The 19,391-nt window shown below is 63.1% G+C and carries 21 protein-coding genes; 16 read left to right on the forward strand and 5 right to left on the reverse strand.

What is annotated here, in order from left to right; all coding sequences use genetic code 11:
* Positions 1-421 (reverse strand): LysR family transcriptional regulator (locus tag JWP26_RS15295; protein ID WP_299729433.1); only part of this gene is annotated, 421 nt, incomplete at its 3' end.
* 151 nt (positions 422-572) lie between these two features.
* Here JWP26_RS15295 and JWP26_RS15300 point away from each other — a divergent pair.
* The 3 genes from JWP26_RS15300 to JWP26_RS15310 all read left to right on the forward strand — a co-directional run bounded on the left by JWP26_RS15300 (position 573) and on the right by JWP26_RS15310 (position 2,735).
* Positions 573-833, forward strand: coding sequence for a hypothetical protein (locus tag JWP26_RS15300; RefSeq protein WP_299729436.1), 261 nt, complete (start codon positions 573-575; stop codon positions 831-833).
* Between the two features lie 343 nt (positions 834-1,176).
* Complete coding sequence (locus JWP26_RS15305; RefSeq protein ID WP_299729439.1) at positions 1,177-1,986, forward strand: PIG-L family deacetylase; 810 nt, start codon at positions 1,177-1,179, stop codon at positions 1,984-1,986.
* 95 nt (positions 1,987-2,081) lie between these two features.
* A complete protein-coding gene (locus JWP26_RS15310; RefSeq protein ID WP_299729442.1) occupies positions 2,082-2,735 on the forward strand; it encodes a glutathione S-transferase family protein in 654 nt (217 codons plus the stop codon).
* Here JWP26_RS15310 and JWP26_RS15315 read toward each other — a convergent pair.
* Together JWP26_RS15315 and JWP26_RS15320 are read right to left on the reverse strand one after the other, a co-directional pair.
* The gene (locus JWP26_RS15315; protein ID WP_299729445.1) at positions 2,728-2,973 is read right to left on the reverse strand and encodes a PilZ domain-containing protein; all 246 of its coding nucleotides are present in this window, start codon (positions 2,971-2,973) and stop codon (positions 2,728-2,730) included. The genes JWP26_RS15310 and JWP26_RS15315 overlap by 8 nt on opposite strands.
* 14 nt (positions 2,974-2,987) lie before the next feature.
* Positions 2,988-3,497, reverse strand: coding sequence for an invasion associated locus B family protein (locus JWP26_RS15320; RefSeq protein ID WP_299729448.1), 510 nt, complete (start codon positions 3,495-3,497; stop codon positions 2,988-2,990).
* A gap of 299 nt (positions 3,498-3,796) precedes the next feature.
* Here JWP26_RS15320 and coxB point away from each other — a divergent pair, with 299 nt between their 5' ends.
* The 12 genes from coxB to JWP26_RS15380 all read left to right on the forward strand — a co-directional run bounded on the left by coxB (position 3,797) and on the right by JWP26_RS15380 (position 16,872).
* Complete coding sequence (coxB, locus tag JWP26_RS15325; RefSeq protein ID WP_299729451.1) at positions 3,797-4,759, forward strand: cytochrome c oxidase subunit II; 963 nt, start codon at positions 3,797-3,799, stop codon at positions 4,757-4,759.
* Between the two features lie 25 nt (positions 4,760-4,784).
* A complete protein-coding gene (gene ctaD, locus JWP26_RS15330) occupies positions 4,785-6,488 on the forward strand; it encodes a cytochrome c oxidase subunit I (protein WP_299729454.1) in 1,704 nt (567 codons plus the stop codon).
* 75 nt (positions 6,489-6,563) lie between these two features.
* Positions 6,564-7,472: a heme o synthase gene (locus JWP26_RS15335; protein WP_299730325.1), complete on the forward strand. Its 909-nt coding sequence runs from the start codon at positions 6,564-6,566 to the stop codon at positions 7,470-7,472.
* On the forward strand, positions 7,469-7,651 hold the full coding sequence (locus JWP26_RS15340; RefSeq protein WP_299729457.1) for a hypothetical protein: 183 nt from the start codon (positions 7,469-7,471) through the stop codon (positions 7,649-7,651). Before JWP26_RS15335 ends, JWP26_RS15340 begins: the two co-directional genes overlap by 4 nt.
* Positions 7,651-8,214, forward strand: a complete 564-nt coding sequence (locus JWP26_RS15345; protein WP_299729460.1) for a cytochrome c oxidase assembly protein — start codon at positions 7,651-7,653, stop codon at positions 8,212-8,214. The genes JWP26_RS15340 and JWP26_RS15345 overlap by 1 nt, the downstream gene beginning before the upstream one ends.
* 3 nt (positions 8,215-8,217) lie before the next feature.
* On the forward strand, positions 8,218-9,060 hold the full coding sequence (locus JWP26_RS15350; protein ID WP_299729463.1) for a cytochrome c oxidase subunit 3: 843 nt from the start codon (positions 8,218-8,220) through the stop codon (positions 9,058-9,060).
* Positions 9,061-9,126: 66 nt separating this feature from the next.
* Positions 9,127-9,486: a DUF983 domain-containing protein gene (locus JWP26_RS15355; protein ID WP_299729466.1), complete on the forward strand. Its 360-nt coding sequence runs from the start codon at positions 9,127-9,129 to the stop codon at positions 9,484-9,486.
* Positions 9,486-10,247: an SURF1 family protein gene (locus JWP26_RS15360; protein WP_299729469.1), complete on the forward strand. Its 762-nt coding sequence runs from the start codon at positions 9,486-9,488 to the stop codon at positions 10,245-10,247. Before JWP26_RS15355 ends, JWP26_RS15360 begins: the two co-directional genes overlap by 1 nt.
* 226 nt (positions 10,248-10,473) lie before the next feature.
* Positions 10,474-11,868: a threonine synthase gene (gene thrC, locus JWP26_RS15365; protein WP_299729472.1), complete on the forward strand. Its 1,395-nt coding sequence runs from the start codon at positions 10,474-10,476 to the stop codon at positions 11,866-11,868.
* 45 nt (positions 11,869-11,913) lie between these two features.
* On the forward strand, positions 11,914-13,176 hold the full coding sequence (locus JWP26_RS15370) for a pitrilysin family protein (protein WP_299729475.1): 1,263 nt from the start codon (positions 11,914-11,916) through the stop codon (positions 13,174-13,176).
* A 13-nt stretch (positions 13,177-13,189) separates the two neighbouring features.
* Positions 13,190-13,798, forward strand: a complete 609-nt coding sequence (locus JWP26_RS15375) for a GNAT family protein (RefSeq protein WP_299729478.1) — start codon at positions 13,190-13,192, stop codon at positions 13,796-13,798.
* A gap of 191 nt (positions 13,799-13,989) precedes the next feature.
* Positions 13,990-16,872, forward strand: a complete 2,883-nt coding sequence (locus JWP26_RS15380; protein WP_299729481.1) for an EAL domain-containing protein — start codon at positions 13,990-13,992, stop codon at positions 16,870-16,872.
* Here the strand turns inward: JWP26_RS15380 and JWP26_RS15385 are convergent.
* Positions 16,869-17,798, reverse strand: coding sequence for a hypothetical protein (locus JWP26_RS15385; protein ID WP_299729484.1), 930 nt, complete (start codon positions 17,796-17,798; stop codon positions 16,869-16,871). The two genes, JWP26_RS15380 and JWP26_RS15385, sit on opposite strands and share 4 nt — an antisense overlap.
* A gap of 47 nt (positions 17,799-17,845) precedes the next feature.
* On the reverse strand, positions 17,846-18,418 hold the full coding sequence (locus JWP26_RS15390) for a YqgE/AlgH family protein (protein WP_299729487.1): 573 nt from the start codon (positions 18,416-18,418) through the stop codon (positions 17,846-17,848).
* Positions 18,419-18,545: 127 nt separating this feature from the next.
* Here JWP26_RS15390 and JWP26_RS15395 point away from each other — a divergent pair, with 127 nt between their 5' ends.
* Positions 18,546-19,352, forward strand: a complete 807-nt coding sequence (locus JWP26_RS15395) for a protein-disulfide reductase DsbD domain-containing protein (RefSeq protein WP_299729490.1) — start codon at positions 18,546-18,548, stop codon at positions 19,350-19,352.
* The last annotated feature ends 39 nt before the right edge of the window (positions 19,353-19,391 follow it).

Here is a 19,391-nt window from a genome sequence, read left to right on the forward strand (position 1 = left end):
CGCGCTTCATCCCCTCGAGCAACTCCTCCGACGAGGCGCATTTGACGTCGAGCATGATCCGCGGATGGGTCTTCTGGAAGCTCGACAGGATCACCGGCAGCAAACGCACTGCGTAGTCGTCCGGTAGCCCGAAGCGGATGGCGCCGGCCAAATCCTCGTCGGAAAATTCGTCCATGATCTCGGCATTGATCTTCAGCATCTTGCGCGCCCGCGAATAGAGCGCCTCGCCGTGCTGGGTGAGCTTCACGCCGCGCCCGTCGCGGGTGAGGAGGGCATGGCCGAGCCGCTCTTCGAGCCGCTTGATCTGCATCGACACCGCCGACTGGGTCTTGTTCACCCGCCGCGCCGCCTCGGTGAAACTGCCGCAATCGGCGATCGCGCAAAAGCTCTGCAACTGGTCCAGATCGAGGGGGGCGGTCATCGGCGTATCTCATCACTGAAATTGATCGAGTGAATGAAATCTATTTGTTAGACGAATGGATGTCCAGAGCGTTATCTGATCCTCATTGGCGCCAAGACGGCGCTGAACCCGCCGGCTCCCTTCGGCAAAACAACATTTCTGGAGAATTCCCATGGCTCTCTCGCTTCCCGGCGAGCGGCCCTCCGTGGCCGCCATGCCCCTCAGTCCCTTCGCCGTGTTCGCTCGCTGGGTCGCCAAAGCCCAAGCCGCGCGCACCCGCCGGACTGCGCTGGCTGCCCTTTTGAAACTGGACCACAATCGCCTCAACGATCTGGGCATCGATCGCCAGGATGTGGTCGATGCGATGCGCCTCAATGGGACCGCTGCCGGCCGCAAGCTGACCGCCGCCCGCGCCGTCAAAGCTCGCCTCTGAGCGAATAACACCGGCCTATCGCTGCGATCTGGTGTCGCAGCGTGATGGCCGCCTTGTTTCTGACGAAACCGGCGCTCACCACATCCGCTCTGGAGTGCCCCCCGCTTCAGTCGCGCTTGAAATTGCGCATGGCCTTGGCCATGTGCCACCTCGTTGGCATGAATTGTCCGTCCGGATTGCTCGTGCCATCTCCCGGGCCGGTTTTGCCACCGGCCTATCCTGATGACTTGCCGGATGAGCGCCTCGCGCTTGTCCGGCTTTTTTGTTTGGGACGCCCCCCGCAAGGATATTCGGCGAGCCACACCCTCTGTATGGTCGCCCCGGCGCACAAGACGGCACCGAAATGCAGATTGATCTGAACAGCTACAAAACGATTCTCGTGGTCTCGCCACATCTGGATGACGGGGTGCTGAGCGTCGGTGGCCTCATCGAAAAGGCTGCCGCCAACGGTGCCGACGTGATCGTGGCGACCGCCTTCACCGCCGATACGCCGCCCGGCATGGCCATCTCTCCCCTCGCTATCGAACTGCACGCGTTATGGAACCTCGGCTCGAACCCGTTCGAACACCGACGCAACGAAGACATCGCTGCCGTCGGTGCCCTCGGTGCGCGCACCCTGCACGGCCCGTTGCTCGACGCCCTCTACCGGACCGATCGCGATGGCAACTTCCTCTATCCCACCCGGCAGTCGATCTTCTCGCAACCCCCCGAACACGACGATGTCGGTGAGGCCCTATCCCACCTGCTCGATCAATGGATTGCCGACCTGTCCCCTGATCTGGTCTTGACCCCGCTTGGCGTCGGCCGCCACGCCGATCATATCCAGACCACCAATGCCCTGCGCCGCCTGGCCGAGGTCCGACCGATGAGCGTCGCCCTCTATGAAGACATGCCATATGCGACGGGCGTGTTTCCCGTCACAGCGCCCGACACGGTAGACGCCGCACTCAAAAGAACCGCGTGGCAGGCGGCTGGCTCGCAAATTGTCCCCGTCGACCTGCCGGGCAAATTGAATGCGATAGCCGCCTACGCGTCCCAGATCGCGGACATCTTCCCGAACGGCATCGAGGTTAGCTCGGTCCTCGACAACTACATGCGCCTCGGCGGCCCGACCGGCGCCTATGGCGAACGCCTCTGGAAAGCCGTCCCCTAGCCACGACACGGCATCTTGGCAAAAATCCACGCCGCATGTCGGACGGCGTCTGCGTCGCTCGTCGTATGGGAAAGCACGGCAATCAGGAGCCTCCGATGACCCCAACCATTACCGCCTTTGAAAGCTCGCCCGATCGGGGCCAAGGACTCGCGCGTGACATGCGCGTTCGCTGGGCGCTCGAAGAGGTGGGCCAGCCCTACACTGTCCGCCTGGTGTCGTTTGCGGCGATGAAGCAGCCCGCCCATTTGGCGCTCCAGCCGTTCGGGCAGATTCCCACCTATGAGGAGGGCGATCTGGCCCTGTTCGAAACGGGCTCGATCCTGCTCCACATCGCCGAGCACCATCCGGGCCTGCTGCCGGCCGATGCCAATGCTCGGGCGCGCGCCATCACCTGGATGTTTGCCGCCGTCGGTACGGTGGAGCCACCGATCCTGGAACTGCAGACCCTCAAGTTTGGGGAGGGCAACAAGCCTTGGTTCGAGCAGCGCCTGCCGCTCGTCATGGATCGCATCCGCGATCGGTTCACTCAGCTTGCCGCTCGCCTAAGCGATGCCGACTGGCTCGATGGCGCCTTCACCGTGGGGGATTTGATGATGGTGCACGTGCTGCTCAGGGTGCGTCCATCGGGCCTGCTGGCAGAATTTCCGACCCTGGCCGCCTACACCGCCCGCGCCGAAGCGCGTCCCGCCTACCGGCGCGCCTTCGCCGCGCAACTCGCGGTCGCTACCGGCAAATCATCGGTCAGCTAAAGCTGACGCCGAGTTCCGTCTCGCGCCGCCAGATGACGGTGCAGGCGAAGCTTTGTTTGTCGTCGAGCAGCAGATCGAAGCTGTCGGGAATGCCGATGATGCTGGTGACGCGAAGCTGCGCCCCGGCCGGGGACAGATTGCGCACCGTGCATTGATAGGTGGAGAAGCCATCATTGACCACGATGCGTCCACCCTTGAGCGTACGGTGGCGGATGACGGCGCGTCGTTCTTCTTCCATCGGCTGCCTCGCGATCAAGGGAGTTGGGCGAAACCGTCCTTGAAGCCGTTGAGCGACACCGGGATGCCGATGCCCTCCTCGGGGGTCTTGAACACTACGAAAATGGCGTCCTTGCCGGTCGACAGCGTCTCGATCATCTTGTCGTCGAGCACCACTTCGGCCACGCAACCATTGGGCAGGCAGCGCACGAAGGCGACGCGGCCCATATCCTTGCCATCGACATTGAGGCCAAGCCCGTTCGGTAGCAGCACGCCGAGCGGCGCCAGCACCCGCAGCAGGCGCGCCTGCTGGTCGGCTGTCTTCAGCACGATCACTGACAGGCCAACATTGGGCTGGTCCTCGGCCATCACATTCTGAATGATGGCGCATTGCTCAAAGCTCGCGCCCGGGGGCGTATCGCAGCTCATCTGCCAGTCGCCGAACTGGGCGCGTACCACGCCCTGGCCGAGAGCGGCGCCTCCGGCAAGCGCCAAAACCGTTGCGGTCAGCCCTGCGAGGACCAGCTTGCGCTTCAAAATCGCCATCACTCGATCAATTCTCCCGTCGAATCGCGCAAGCGCGAGGACTATTGCCTGTTTCCGACAGGTGCCATGCCCTGTCAACTAAGCCCGATTTTCGGGCGATATGGGCCGCAAAGTGCGGCGAGGGTGAGGCCATTTTCAAGGGGAGGGCACATTATGACGCATGGGAATGGCGTATCGGCAGAATGGACTTGGCTCCTTCGATGTGATTTAGCTCGGAGTTGAGTTTAGCGCTCCGAGGTTGAGTCGGGGCGGCGTTTGCTATGCCGCACTTTACCCCTCAATCCTGGCGCCGCGCACCAATGGCAGTCTATAGGGGGTTTTCGGTGACCGGACAGTTCAAGAAGCGTTTGGGAGCCGTGGCAGCCGCCGCGCTGTCGTTCGTGCCAGTCGTGGCATGGGCGCAGGAAACCGCCCCCGTAGAGAGCGGCAGTCAGCCATTGCCCGGCGAGTACGCGCTCCAGCGTTCAGTGACGCCGATCATGGACTCCATCGTTGCCTTCCATAACGGCATTCTGCTGTGGATGTGCGGCCTGATCGTGGCCCTGGTCCTGGGCCTGATCATCGTCGTGGCCGTGCGCTTCAATGCCAAGGCCAACCCGGTTCCGTCCAAGACCACCCACAATACGCTGGTGGAAATCCTCTGGACCGTCCTGCCCATCATCGTCCTGATCGTCATTGCCATCCCCTCGTTCGGCGTGCTGTCGGATCAGCTGACGACGCCCGACGGGCAGCGCAAATATCTGGGCCATGACATCTTCTCCTTTGGCGATGTCGATGTTCCCGCACCCGGCTTGACCGTCAAGGCGACGGGCAATCAGTGGTACTGGAATTACGAATATGTCGACCAGGGTAAGGCCTTTGACAGCAATATCCTTGGTGAACCCAAGGACGGCTATGTTCAGGCGGTCAAGCCCGGTCAGCCTCGCCTCCTGGCAGTGGATAATGAGCTGGTGGTACCCGTCGACACCACCGTGCGCGTGCAGGTGACTGCCGATCCGAGCGGCGTGATCCATGCCTTTGCCGTGCCGTCCTTCGGCATCAAAATCGACGCCGTTCCGGGCCGTCTCAATGAAACGTGGTTCAATTCGCGCGAAACCGGCATATTCTACGGCCAGTGTTCCGAGCTGTGCGGCAAGGACCATGCCTTCATGCCGATCGCGGTGCGTGTCGTCACCAAGGACGAGTTTACCGCATTCATGGCGGCGTTTGAGAGCAGCGGCGATTATGCAGTCGCCAATGCCACCCTCGCAGCAGTCAAATAAGAATAAGGGTTAGGGGACTTCAGCCATGGCCGACACCACTCATCTCGAAGCACATGCAACCGGCCACGATGGCGCGGCTTCGCATGACCACCACACCCCAACCGGCTGGCGGCGCTACGTTTATTCGACCAACCACAAGGACATCGGTGTGATGTACCTGGTGTTCGCGATCATCGCGGGCATCGTCGGTGGTCTGCTCTCTGGCTTCATGCGCATGGAGCTGCAGGAACCCGGCATCCAGATTTTCAATGGCCTCGCATCCATGGTGTACGGCATCAATGGTGATCCCTCCATCGACGCCGGCAAGCACATGTACAATGTGTTCACCACCGCTCACGCGCTCATCATGATCTTCTTCATGGTCATGCCCGCGACGGTCGGCGGCTTCGGTAACTACTTTGCCCCGCTGATGATCGGTGCGCCCGATACCGCGTTCCCGCGTATAAACAACATCGCCTTCTGGCTGTTGCCGCCCGCTTTCATCCTGCTGCTGATGTCCTTCTTCTTTGCTGGCCCCGATGGCGCCAACATGAACGGCACCGGCGGCGGCTGGACCATTTATCCGCCCCTGTCAACGACCGGCCAGCCTGGTCCGGCGATGGATTTCGCGATCCTGGCGCTGCACGTCGCGGGTATTTCCTCGATCCTTGGCGCGATCAATCTGATCACCACCATCTTCAATATGCGTGCCCCGGGCATGACCATCCACAAGATGCCGCTCTTCGTGTGGTCGATCCTGGTCACCGCCTTCCTGCTGTTGCTGGCCCTGCCAGTGCTCGCCGGCGGCATCACCATGCTGCTGACCGACCGCAATTGCGGCACCGCCTTCTTCAAGTCCGATCAGGGCGGCGATCCGGTGCTGTTCCAGCATCTGTTCTGGTTCTTCGGGCATCCTGAAGTGTACATCATGATCTTGCCGGGCTTCGGCATCGTCAGCCACATCATCTCGACCTTCAGCCGCAAGCCGGTGTTCGGCTACCTCGCCATGGCCTATGCCATGGTGGCCATCGGCTTCGTCGGCTTCGTGGTGTGGGCTCACCACATGTACACGACCGGCCTCAGCCTCGACGTGCAGCGCTACTTCGTGGCCGCCACCATGGTCATCGCAGTGCCGACGGGCGTGAAGATCTTCTCGTGGATCGCCACCATGTGGGGCGGCTCCATCACCTTCAAGACGCCCATGCTCTGGGCCATCGGCTTCATCTTCCTGTTCACCGTTGGTGGTGTGACCGGCGTGGTGCTCGCCAATGCCGGCGCCGACCGCGTGCTGCACGACACCTACTATGTGGTGGCGCACTTCCACTACGTGCTGTCGCTGGGTGCCGTGTTCTCGATCTTCGCGGGCTGGTACTACTGGTTCCCGAAAATGTTCGGCTACATGTACAAGGAAACCCTGGGCAAGATTCACTTCTGGTCGATGTTCATCGGCGTGAACCTGGTGTTCTTCCCGCAGCATTTCCTCGGCCTTGCCGGCATGCCGCGCCGCTACATCGATTACCCCGATGCCTTCGGCATGTGGAACCGCGTCTCCTCGATCGGCTACTACATCACGTTCGTCTCCATGCTGATCTTCTTCTACGCCACCTGGGAAGCGTTCCGGGCCAAGCGTCCGGCTGGCGACAGCCCGTGGGGCGATGGCGCGACGACACTGGAATGGACGCTGAGCTCGCCTCCGCCGTTCCACCAGTTCTCGACCCTTCCCAAGATCGACTCGACCAACGTTCACTGACGACAATATGGGCCGCCACTGGCGGCCCATCCAACAAAGGCAAGGCGCGTGGCATTTATCGACAACTCCAACAGCATTCCCGTCCCGGCGGGTGAAGCACGGGTAGAAGACTACCTCGCGCTGCTGAAGCCGAGTGTCATGTCGCTGGTGGTGTTCACCGCCATTGTCGGCCTGCTGGTGGCGCCCGGCGCCATCAACCCGGTCATCGCCGTCATCGCCATAGTCTGCATCGCCATCGGGGCAGGGGCCTCGGGCGCACTCAACATGTGGTACGATAGCGATATCGACGCCATCATGAGCCGCACCGCCAATCGTCCCATCCCAGCCGGCCGTATCACCCGTGAAGAAGCGCTGGTGTTTGGCCTTGTGCTTTCGGTGTTCTCCGTCGCCCTGCTGAGCCTCGCCACCAATTGGGTCGCGGGCGGGCTCCTCGCCTTCACCATCGTCTTTTACGCAGTCATCTATACGATGTGGCTCAAGCGCTCGACGCCGCAGAACATCGTCATCGGTGGCGCGGCCGGCGCCTTCCCGCCCATGGTTGGCTGGGCTGCCGTCACCGGCACCATCTCCATCGAGAGCGTGGCGCTGTTCATGATCATCTTCCTGTGGACCCCGCCCCATTTCTGGGCGCTGGCGCTCTACAAGCAGTCGGACTACGGGGCTGCCGGCATCCCGATGATGCCCAACGTCAAGGGCGAAGCCTCCACCAAGCTGCAGATCCTGGTTTACTCAGTACTGCTGGCCGTCTCGGCTTTGGTGCCCACGATCATGGGCTTCTCGGGCATGGTCTATACCGTGGTCGCAGTGCTGACTGGCGTCATGTTCCTGTGGCTGGCCTGGAAGCTGTTCCGGGCCGAAGATGGCGTGCCAATGCGCAAGGCCGCGCGCACGCTGTTCACCTACTCGCTGAGCTATCTCTTCATCGTCTTCTTCGCGCTGCTGACCGACAATCTGCTAACGCGTTTTGGGAGTGTCATCGGATGAGCGCGCCAAACGAAATCCGCGAAGTCATCATTTATCCGCCCGAGATCGAGGCCGCCCGCGCCAAGGTGCGCCGCCGCCGCTCGCTCGCGCTGGGCGCGGCCTTGGCCCTGTTCGCCATTACCTTTTACGTGCTGACCATCATCAAGATGGGCCCGGCCGTGTTCGACCGGGCGATCTGATGGCCGGAACGACGACCCTTCCGCCGGTGACCCCGCAGATGCGCCGCAACCAGCGCGTCGGCTTCATCTGCCTGGCCGTCGTGGCCAGCATGGTGGGCGTCGCCTATGCGGCTGTTCCCCTCTACCAGATGTTCTGCGAAGCCACCGGCTATGGTGGCACCACCCAGAATGCGACCGACAATCCCAAGGGCGTCATCGCCCGGCCGATGACCGTGCGCTTCGACAGCAATGTCGATGGCGGGCTGAACTGGACGGTCACCCCCTCCAAGCCGATCACCGACGATATCGGCAAGGTCGATACCGTCAATTTCGTGGCCACCAACAATTCGGACCACGCGGTTACCGGACAGGCGATTTTCAACGTCTCGCCCGAACGCGCCGGCTACTACTTCAACAAGATCGAATGCTTCTGCTTCACCGAGCAGACGCTGCAGCCGGGCGAAACCGTTCAGATGCCGATCGTCTTTTTCGTCGATCCCGATCTGGCCCAGAACGCGGAACTCGACACACTCAAAGAGCTGACGCTCTCCTACACATTCTACCCAGTCAAAAAGGGAAGCTGAACAATGGCCGCGATTGAGGTAAATCACGACTATCACATGGTAGAGCCGAGCCCGTGGCCGTTTGTCGGCTCGGTGGGCACGCTGATCATGGCGATGGGCGGCGTGTTCTGGATGCACCACTGGACGCCATGGGTGTTCCTCGCTGGGCTGGCCATTGTGCTCTACACGTTCTTTGCTTGGTGGAGCGACGTCATCAAGGAATCCACCCAGACCAAGGCGCACACGCCCGTGGTGCAGATGCACCATCGCTACGGCATGATGCTGTTCATCGCGTCCGAAGTGATGTTCTTCGTCGGCTGGTTCTGGGCCTATTTCGACGGTTTCTTCCGCCACAGCGACGTTGAGCAGTATGCCCGCGTCGCCGCGACCGGCTCCCAGTGGCCGCCGACCGGCATCGAGCTGTTCGACCCGTTCCACCTGCCGCTGTTCAACACGCTGATCCTGCTGACCTCGGGCACCACCGTAACCTGGGCGCACCATGCCCTGCTGGCCGGCGACCGCAAGGGCCTGCGCTGGGGCCTGGTGCTGACCATCGCGCTGGGCCTGCTGTTCTCCTTCGTGCAGTTCACCGAATATCGTGAAGCCGCGTTCTCGTTTGCCGGCAACATGTATGGCGCTACCTTCTTCATGGCGACCGGTTTCCATGGCTTCCATGTGATCATCGGCACCATCTTCCTGATCGTCTGCCTGATCCGCGCCGAGCGCGGCCAGTTCACCCCGGAAAAGCACCTCGGCTTCGAGTTCGCCGCCTGGTATTGGCACTTCGTGGACGTGGTCTGGCTGTTCCTGTTTGCCTCGATCTATGTCTGGGGCAGCTGGGGCGTTGCGGTTGGCCACGGCGGCTGATCGAACGGCATCGATTTTCTCGGGGCGCAGCACTAGCTGCGCCCCGAATTTTTTGAAGGCAGCCACGTGACATCGTCCCGGATCAATCCTTTCGTGGTGGGCCTGCTGTGCCGCTGCCCGCGTTGCGGTGAGGGCAAGCTGTTCTCCGGCTATCTCAAGATCGCCCCGACCTGCTCGGTTTGCGGCCTCGATCTCAAATTCGCCGATAGCGGCGATGGCCCCGCGGTGTTCGTGATCTTCCTCGTCAGCCCGATCATTATCCTCCTGGCCGTGATCACCGGCGCCCTGGTCAGCCTGCCGCCCTATGTTCACCTGATGCTGTGGATTCCGGCCACCATCCTGCTGTCGCTGGCGCTACTCCCGCCGTTCAAGGCAACTCTGGTGGCGCTGCAATATCGTCACGACGCACATGAAGGGCATCAATGATGGCCGAGGCAGTTTCCCCCAAGCGGCTCAGCCCGGTGCTGCGCTGGAGCTTCGTGGCGCTCATGGTGGCATTGACCGTGGTCTTCGCCTGGCTCGGCGTCTGGCAGATCGAGCGGCTGGCCGAAAAGGAAGCCCTGATCGCCGTCGTCGCCGAACGCCTGAACCTGCCGCCCGCGCCGCTGCCGCCCCAGGCGCAATGGGCCACGCTCGATCTGGAGAAGCTGAACTTCTCCCCGATGTCGCTGACCGGCACCTTCAAGAACGACCAGGCCGTCACCGTCTTCACCAGCCTCGTTGACGGAAAGGGCCCGGCCTCTGGTCCCGGCTACTGGGTCGTCACCCCCTTCGTGCTGCAAGACGGCGGCACCGTCTTCGTCAACCGCGGCTTCGTGCCCGAAAACCTGCAGGAAGCCGCGCTCAACGATCCTGGCGCGCCGCAGGGCCTCGTCACCATCACCGGCCTGCTCCGCCCGGCCGAAGCGGCCGGCTGGTTCATCCCCGAGGCCAACACCTCCTCCCGCATCGAATGGGTCCGCGATCCGGTTCGCCTCGCCGCCATGGTCGATCCCGCTCTCGCGCCCTTCGCCCCGTTCTACATCGATCAATCCGCCGGCGCCCCCGGCGTGCTGCCGCAAGGCGGAGAGACTGTGGTCGAATTCCCCAACAACCACCTGGGCTATGCCTACACCTGGTTCGGCTTCGCCATCATCACCCCGATCATGCTCGGCTTCTGGCTGTGGCGGCAGCGGCGGGTGACGTAAGGCCGACCGCCTCTTCACCTCTCCCTTCGGGGGAGAGGTCGGCGCGCAGCGCCGGGTGAGGGGGCCTTCCGCGCACACTTCACCCGGTAAAGGCCCCCTCACCCGACCCAGAGGGTCGACCTCTCCCCCAGAGGGAGAGGTGAAGCAAGCGCCGCTCACGCCAGAGGTTGCGCCTCGCCCCTCGTTTGACTAGGTTGCACCAATTCTAAAAGGGCTCTTCCCCTCGATGCAGTTTGTTTCTACGCGCGGCCAAGCGCCGTCGCTCGGCTTCTCCGATGCAGTGCTGGCCGGCCTTGCCACCGATGGCGGACTCTATGTTCCGCAATCCTGGCCCCAGATCGGTCCTGACGAAATCGCCGGTTTCGCAGGCAAGCCCTATAGCGACGTGGCCTATGCCATCATCTCGCGCTTCGTCGGCGACGAGATTGCCCCGGCCACGCTCAAATCCATCATCGATGGAGCCTATGCCGGCTTCCGCCACCCTTCAGTCGCCCCGCTGGTTGAACTGGAGCCCGGCCATTTCGCGCTCGAACTGTTCCATGGCCCCACCTTGGCGTTCAAGGACGTGGCGATGCAGTTCCTCAGCCGGGTGATGGATCACATCCTGACCACCCGCAAACTGCGCGCCACCATTGTCGGCGCCACCTCCGGCGATACCGGCTCCGCCGCTATCGAGGCTTTTCGCGGTCGCGACACCACCGACATTTTCATCCTGCATCCGCTTGGCCGCACCTCCACAGTGCAGCGCCTGCAAATGACCACCGTGCTTGACGCGAACGTGCATAACATCGCGCTCGAAGGCACGTTCGACGATTGCCAGAACGTCGTCAAAGCGCTGTTCAACAACCACCGCTTCCGCGACTCGGTGCGCCTCTCGGGCGTGAACTCCATCAATTGGGGCCGTATCGTCGCGCAGATCGTCTATTATTTCACCGCGGCGGCCTCCCTGGGCAGCCCGCAGCGCAAAATCAGCTTCACCGTGCCGACCGGCAATTTTGGCGATATCTTCGCCGGCTATGCCGCCAAGCGCATGGGCCTGCCGATCGATCGCCTGATCATCGCCACCAATGCCAATGATATTCTGGCCCGCACCATGGCTACCGGCCGCTATCAGATGGACGGCGTAGAGCCCACCATCAGCCCGTCCATGGATATTCAGATTTCCTCGAACTTCGAGCGCCTGCTGTTCGACGCCGCCGGCCGCGATGCCAGCGCCGTCAACCGTATGATGGATAGTCTCAAGCAATCCGGCGGCTTCGCACTGCCAGATGCAGCTTTGGCCAATATCCGCGCCGAATTCTCCGCCGGCACCACCGGCGAGGCCGAGACCCGCGCGGCGATTACTTCAACCTACAAGAATTCGGGCTACCTGCTCGATCCCCACACCGCCGTTGGCGTGCACGTAGCTCGCCATGAGCGCCAGGCCAGCACCCCCATGGTCACGCTCGCCACCGCCCATCCGGCCAAGTTCGCCGATGCGGTGACAGCGGCTAGCGGCATCGCGCCGGCCCTGCCGGCATGGCTCGCCGATTTGCATCAGCGCGAGGAACGCCTCAGCGTCCTTGCCAACGACCAATCTGCGGTCGAAGACTTCATCAGGGCGCGAACGCGTGCAGCATAACACAAGCATTGAGCGGTCATTGACCGCCGGTGCCGGGAGGATTGCGTGAGTCTACAATCGACAACCCTGGACAACGGCATGGTCGTCCTTACGGACGATATGCCCCATCTCGAAAGCGCCTCGCTGGGCGTCTGGGTCCGGGCCGGCGCCCGCAGTGAGCGCAAGGCCGAACACGGCATTTCCCACCTGCTCGAACACATGGCGTTCAAGGGCACCACGTCGCGCACCGCCCTGCAAATCGCCGAGGCGATCGAAGACGTCGGCGGCGATCTCAACGCTGCGACCTCGATCGAACACACCGGCTATTTCGCCCGCGTGCTGAAAGAGGACGTGGTGCTGGCCGCCGATATCCTCAGCGATATCCTGCAGAATTCCCTGTTCGACGAAAAAGAACTGGAACGCGAGCAACAGGTCATCGTCCAGGAAATCGGCGCCGCGCGCGACAATCCCGACGACCACGTGTTCGACTTGTTCCAGGCCGCCGCTTTCCCCGAGCAGCCGATCGGCCGCACCATTCTGGGCACTGTCGAATCGGTGCGTGAATTCAAGCCGGAAGTGATCCGCAAATACCTCAACCGGAACTATGTGGGCGACCATATGGTCATGGCCGCCGCCGGTAATGTCGATCATGACGAGCTGGTCAAGGTCGCCGAACAGCGCTTTGCCACCCTCAAGGCCAATGGCGCCCCAGCGCCCCAGCGCGCCGAATACAAGGGCGGCGAAGAGCGCCTCGTCTCCGAGCACGAGCAGGCCCATATCGTCATCGGCTTCGAAGGCCGCGCCTATAATTCCGACGGCTTCTACGCTGCCCAGGTGCTGGCCTCCATCCTTGGTGGCGGCATGAGCTCCCGCCTGTTCCAGGAAGTGCGCGAAAAGCGCGGCCTCTGCTACTCGGTCTATGCGTTCCACTGGGCCTTTGCCGATAGCGGCGTGTTCGGCGTCGCCGCCGCGACCGGCGAGGACGAGGTGGGCGATCTGGTGCCCGTCGTCATCGACGAACTGCGCCGCGCCACCCAGACCATCACCGACGAGGAAGTCATCCGCGTCCGCAACCAGATCCGCGCTGGCCTTTTGATGTCGCTGGAAAGCCCATCGGCTCGCGCCGGTCAGCTCGCGCGCCAGCAGATTCTCTGGGGCCGCCCCATCCCGATGGCCGAAACCGTCGAGCGCATCAATCGCATCACTGCCCAGCGGGTCAAGGATGTGGCCGAGCAGATTTTCCTGTCCGGAACGCCAACGCTGGCTGGCATCGGCCCGATCGATGCTTTGCCCGATCTCGAGGCCGTCGGCGGCCTGCTCAAGCGCTGAGCGGGCCAAGGCGATGATTTGGCCCTGGTCATCGCCGGCGTCGCTGATAACCCTCAAGGGCCCGCGCCTGGTGCTGCGTCTGCCTCAGCATGGCGATTATCAGGCCTGGTATAGCCTGCGCAAAACCAGCCGCGATTTCCTGAAACCCTTCGAGCCGCGCTGGACCGAAGCCGACCTGGCCCGCTCGGTCTTCACCGCCCGCGTCAAGCGCGCGCGGCAGGAGGCTGAGGACGGCAGCGACTATTCCTTCCTGGTCTTTGCCACCGCCGGCGGCAAGGAGACCTTGGTGGGCGGCATTACCCTCTCCAATATCCGCCGCCGCGCCGCCCAGTTCGCCAATCTGGGCTATTGGATGGGCCGCGACTTCGCCGGGCAGGGGATGATGACCGAGGCCGTCGGCATCACATTGCCGTTTGTGTTCGACAGCCTCGACCTGCACCGCCTCCACGCCGCGTTCCTGCCCGGCAACACCGCCTCGCGCCGCGTGCTCGAAAAAAACGGCTTTATCGAAGAAGGCTTTGCCGCCGGCTATCTGCAAATAGACGGTCGCTGGGAGGACCATGTCCTCTTCGGCCTCACTCGCGAACGCTACGAAATGCGCCGCCGCCCGCGGCATGCCTGAGACTCTGTGGCCATTCGGCAACAGCCCACAACGCTTGTCGCATGGGTCAATCCCCGCTACCAAAGAGCGCTCCCCTCAAGAGGACACCGTGATGGCCGCGACGCCGAAACAGTCGAGCGCCGTTTCGCTGCCATAATGAAGCCTAGCGCAGGATATAATCGCCTCTGATGCGTCACCTTTTAGCACTCGCGATGTGTCTTGCGTTCGCGCTTGGAATCCTCGCTCCAGCCGCCGCCTTCGAAGTGATTTCCGTCCCCGAAGACGTCAACGCCGTCAATCTGTCCGATGTCGTCGAGGTCCAGCCGGGCACCGAGGGCAAGGTGCAATTGTCGACCGCTCCCGGCGAGGACGGCATCATCCGCCGCATCGAAGTTTTGGCCACCCAGCAGGGCTCCAATCCCGATTGGGCGCTGTTCGCGCTCAAAAACGAGAGCGACCAGCAGATCGAGCGCCTGCTCGTGGCGCCATTTTTCCGGTTGCCCGGCTCCGGCGTCTTCAGCCCCGATCTGGGCGATGACCGCATCAACGCTCTGACCCCCAGCGCCGGCATTCGCCCGGTCCGTCTGGCCGATCCGGAAGCCGACGTGTTCGAAGTCACCCTCGATCCCGGCGCCACCGTCACCTTCGTCGCCGAACTCACCTCCGGCCAATTGCCCGAACTCTACCTCTGGCAACCCAATGCCTACCGCGACTATGTGAACTCCTTCACCCTGTTCCGCGGCGTGGTCCTCGGCGTCGCTTCGCTGGCAGCCGTGTTCCTCACCATTATGTTCGTCGTCAAGGGCCGCGGCGTCTTCCCCGCGACCGCCGCCTTCGCCTGGGCCGTGCTGATTTACCTGCTGATCGATTTCGGCGTCCTCGGCCGCCTGTTGGGCCTCTCTAGCGGCGGCATGCAACCCTTCCGCGCCGCCTCGGAGGCAGGCATCGCCACCACCTTGGCCGGATTCCTGTTCATCTACCTCAACCTCCACCGATGGCATCTGCGCTTCATCCACCTCGCGCTCGGCCTCGCGGCGTTGTTCCTAGCGCTCTTCGCCTTCGCCTTTTTCCAGCCGGCCATCGCCGCCACCATCGCCCGGCTGGTGCTGGCACTGCTCGGCGTCTCAGGCTTCTTCCTGATCCTGCTGCTCGCGCTACGCGGCTATGACCGCGCAGTGCTGCTTGTCCCCACCTGGATCATCCTGATCGCCTGGCTGTTCTACGGCTGGCTGGTCATCACCGGCCAGGTCTCCAACGACATCGCCCAGCCCGCCGTCGCCGGTGGCCTCGTCCTGCTCGTCATGTTGCTCGGCTTCACCTCAGTGCAACACGCCTTCTCGGAAGGCCAAGTCTCCATCGGCACCCTCTCCGAAGTCGAACGCCGCGCCCTAGCCCTCACCGGCTCCGGCGATTTCGTCTTCGACTGGAACATCGAGCGCGACCGCGTCTCCGTCTCCGACGAACTCGCCACCCGCCTCGGCGAAAAGCGCGGCGCCCTGCGCGGCGCCATCAAGCGCTGGCTCGATCGCGTGCATCCGGATGATCGCGACCGCTTCCGCACCGCCTTCGATACCTTGGTCGAACTGCGCCGCGGCAAGGTCTCGGCCGATATGCGCATTGCCGGCCACGACGGCAGCTATCGCTCCTTCCGCATGCGGGTGAAGCCGGTGCTGGGTGGCGACGGCCAGGTCAACCGTATCGTCGGCACCCTGCAGGATGTCACCGAAGACCGCGCCTCCCGCGAGCGCCTGCTGCATGACGCCGTTCATGACAGCCTCACCGGCCTGCCCAACAAGCAGCTTCTGCTCGACCGGCTGGAGCGCGCCCTGGTGCGCGCCCGCACCCCGGGCGGCACCAAGCCCGCCGTGTTCCTCATCGATATCGATCGATTCATGGACCTCGAAGAGCGCATCGGCCACTCCGCCGCCGATTCGGTGCTGCTGGCCGTGTCGCGCCGCATCGCCCGGGTCATGCGCCCGCTCGATACCGTGGCCCGCGTCGCTGGCGACCAGTTCGCCGTCATCCTCGCCTCTGAGCAGGCCGCCGGCAAGATCGCCGAAACCGCCGAACAGATCCGCAAGGCCCTCAAGGCCCCCTTCAATTTCGGCGACCGCGACCTGACCCTGTCCGCCTCGATCGGCGTCACCATCTATGACAGCAACCCCGCCAGCGCCGCCGATGTGCTGCGCGATGCCGAACTGGCCATGTATTACGCCAAACGCCTCGGCGGCGATCGCATCGAGGCCTATCGCGCCTCCGCCCGCTCGATTTCGGCCTATAATCGCGCCAGCGAGGAAGACCTCGAACGCGGCATGAAGCAGGGCGAGTTGCAGGTCCAGTTCCAGCCGATCATGGACATCGTCTCGGGCCGCATCGCCGGGGCCGAAGCCCTGATGCGCTGGCTCCACCCCACGCGTGGCATCGTCGCCCCCTCCGAATTTATCACTCTGGCCGAACGCTCCGGCCAGATCGAACGCCTGGGCCGCATCGCCTTCGAACAGGCCGCCTACCAGACGCGCGATTGGATGACCTCGATTCCGGGCCTGCCGGAAGAATTCTTCGTCTCGGTCAATCTATCCCCCGGCCAACTTGCCGCGCCGAGCCTGCTCAACGATATCCGCGCCGTGATTGCGCAAAATCCGGGTATCGCCAATCACCTCAAGCTCGAACTCACCGAGTCCCAGGTGATGACCAATCCCGAGCATTCCGCCTATATGCTCGAAGCCCTGCGCGGCATGGGCCTCGGCCTGGCGCTGGATGATTTCGGCACCGGCCATTCATCGCTGAGCTACCTGCACCGCTTCCCCTTCGACACCATCAAGATTCCGGCTGATTTCGTGAAGATGGGCGACACCAATGGCATCGGGCACACCCAGGGCCCGATCATCCGGGCCATCGTTGCCCTCGCCAACGATCTCGATCTGGCCGTAATCGCCGAGGGCGTCGAGACTCCCGAGGAAGTCGAACGGCTGCGCCAGTTCAATTGCCGCTTTGGCCAGGGTTTTGCCTTCGGCGCCGCCATGACCGCCCCCGAATTCGGCAAACAACTTGCCGCCCAGGTCGCCCGCCTGCCGGCTCGGGAAACGGCGGGTTAGCGCGAAGCTCGATACACCGGCACTGGCCAGCTGTGCCGCATGGCGCCGGTTTTGGCGGCAGTCGCGATGCGCAAGGTCCAGACAATGTCGGTGGCGCCAGCCTCGCTACCCGTTTGTGGCAGCTCCGCGGGCAGCCCGAAGGCCACCGGTACGACAACCCCTGCCGGTGCACGTCGCAGCTTGGCGGGCTCAACCATTTCCACTGCGGACCAAACTTGCTCCTCGGTATTGCCTGGGCGTCCGTCGCGACGATAGCCGCGGCGGGTGCACGTCAACTCGATGCGAATGGGCACGGTTGGAGGTTTGCGCAACCGGGTCTCCAGTCGGGCTTTAAACTGCCCGCCCAATCGGCCTGGCAGCGGATCGATCACCAGGACGCCGCCGCCCATACGCAGCCAGAGGCGTGTCCGCTTCACCGCCAGGTTCAGCGCCATGAGTGTCATCAGAATGAAGAAGGCGCCAAGTGCCCAGTTGCCCCATCTATCCCAGGAACTGAGGGCGGCGATCACAGCATCCTTGCGTTGAACCAGGATAATGACGATGCCGCCGCACCAACCCGCGCAAAACAGCCAGAGGAAGACGATCCGGCCGATCTGGCTGTCCACCAAGCGTCCCTTGGCCCAGGTTGGGTTGAGCATCCAGGGTTGGTCGGGATAACGCGCTGCGATGGCTGCTTCGCGAGCCGCCGTCACCTGGTCCGACAGGTGGAGGAGATAGAGCCGGTAAGCACCAAACCCGCCCGAGAACATGGCCGCCGCCGCTACCGCGGCTATTGCCAGCGGTGGCTCTCCGGCCTTGAGCATGTTGACCGCGCCAATCAACAGAATGACACCGAACACCATGGCCGCAGTGAGCAGGCCATTGGCCGCGATCGCAGGCCAGCCTGCCTGTGGCGCCGACTTCCGTGAGTTGGGACTGATCGACATGCAACATAACTTCTGCTTGAGGGATTGGATCAGGCTGGTGCCGGGCCCTAAGCGTGCCCCGCATCTGGGCTCAGCGTCGCGCGCGTAATATTCAACATCCCCAGCGCCGCGTCATAGCGCCGGTCCACCGGCGTCTCGAATAGCAATTCGCGCGAGAACGGCACGGTCAGCCAGCCATTTTGCGCAATCTCGCCCTCAAGCTGCCCCGGTGCCCAGCCGCAACAGCCCAGTGCGAACAGGGCCGCCTTGGGCGCGGGCCCGAACGCCATTGCCTTGAGCACTTCCAGCGTCGCCGTCAGGCAGATATTGTTGGCCACCTCATAGGTGTTGCCGCTGGAAAAATCGGGCGAATGCAGCACGAAGCCTCGCCCTTTTTCCACCGGTCCGCCGCGCATCACCGCGCGCTCGCGGATCGCGTCGGGCAGGCGGATGATCATGTCCGGATCGCCGAGGTCCAGCTCGTCCAGGATATCGGCGAAGCGCATGTCCAGTTCGTGGTTGACCACGAGGCCCATGGCGCCATCATCGCTGTGGCCCACGAGAAAGATCACGCTCTCGGCGAAGCGCTCATCGGCCATGTCGGGCATGGCCACCAGGAATTGTCCTTCAAGTGAGTTCATGGTTCCATTCTAAAGGCTGCGGCCCCCGCTGCCAAGGTAACGCTCGCCCATGCTTCAGTGCGAGCCTCACGAAGCCATGAACATGGGACGCTAGGCGGCGCGGATATCCTGGGTTACACGAGTGTCCATGCGAATTTACCCTAAAGTCCTTTTGCTGCTCAGCCTGCTCGCTACACCTGTCGCAGCGGCCGAAACGCCGTGGCAAACCGTGGCACCGGGGGTCACCATGCGGCTGGTCAGCGCCGGCACGATCAAGCCCGATGGAACCACTTGGCTCGGCGTCGAATTGGACATGCCCCAAAACACCAAGACCTATTGGCGCATCCCCGGCGAGACAGGCCTGCCCACCGAACTCGATTTCGCCGGCTCGCAGGGCATTACCGGCGACGCGATTTCGTGGCCCTATCCCGAACGCGACCAGTCGGGTCGCTACCTCGATTACGTCTATCACGGCCCTACCTTGCTGCCCGTCCAACTGACCCTCGACGCCGCCACCGCGCAGATCGAGGTCGCCGTGGTGATGGGCGTCTGCTCCGATATCTGCGTGCCCGCCCAGGCCAAGTTCAGCCTGCCGGTGGATGGAACCAAGGACATGCCCAATGGCCTGCGCATCCGCCAGGCCGTGGCCATGGCGCCGATTGCCTGGCCCGACGCTGTCCAGCCCATCGGCGATGTCCAGTATCGCGCCGCGGACCAGATGCTCCTGGTGCACGTCACCGATCCCGCCGTCGATCCGGATTCCCTGATCGTCTCCACCGCCGATGGCGAGCCCTTCTTTGGCGCGCCGCAAAAAAGTCCCGAACCCGATCTAGTGCTGGTCCCGGTCTTGGGCAAAACCCACGAAATTAACTTGGAAAACCGCCCCGTTCAGCTCACATTCACTACTGATATGGGAGCATATGAAATCACCCGGCCGGTTCAAACGGCCGAATAAGGTCACGAGGGCGATCGGGAGCAGGGCGCAATGCCTTGC

The organism is Devosia sp., assembly GCF_028290435.1.
Classification (GTDB): Bacteria; Pseudomonadota; Alphaproteobacteria; order Rhizobiales; family Devosiaceae; genus Devosia.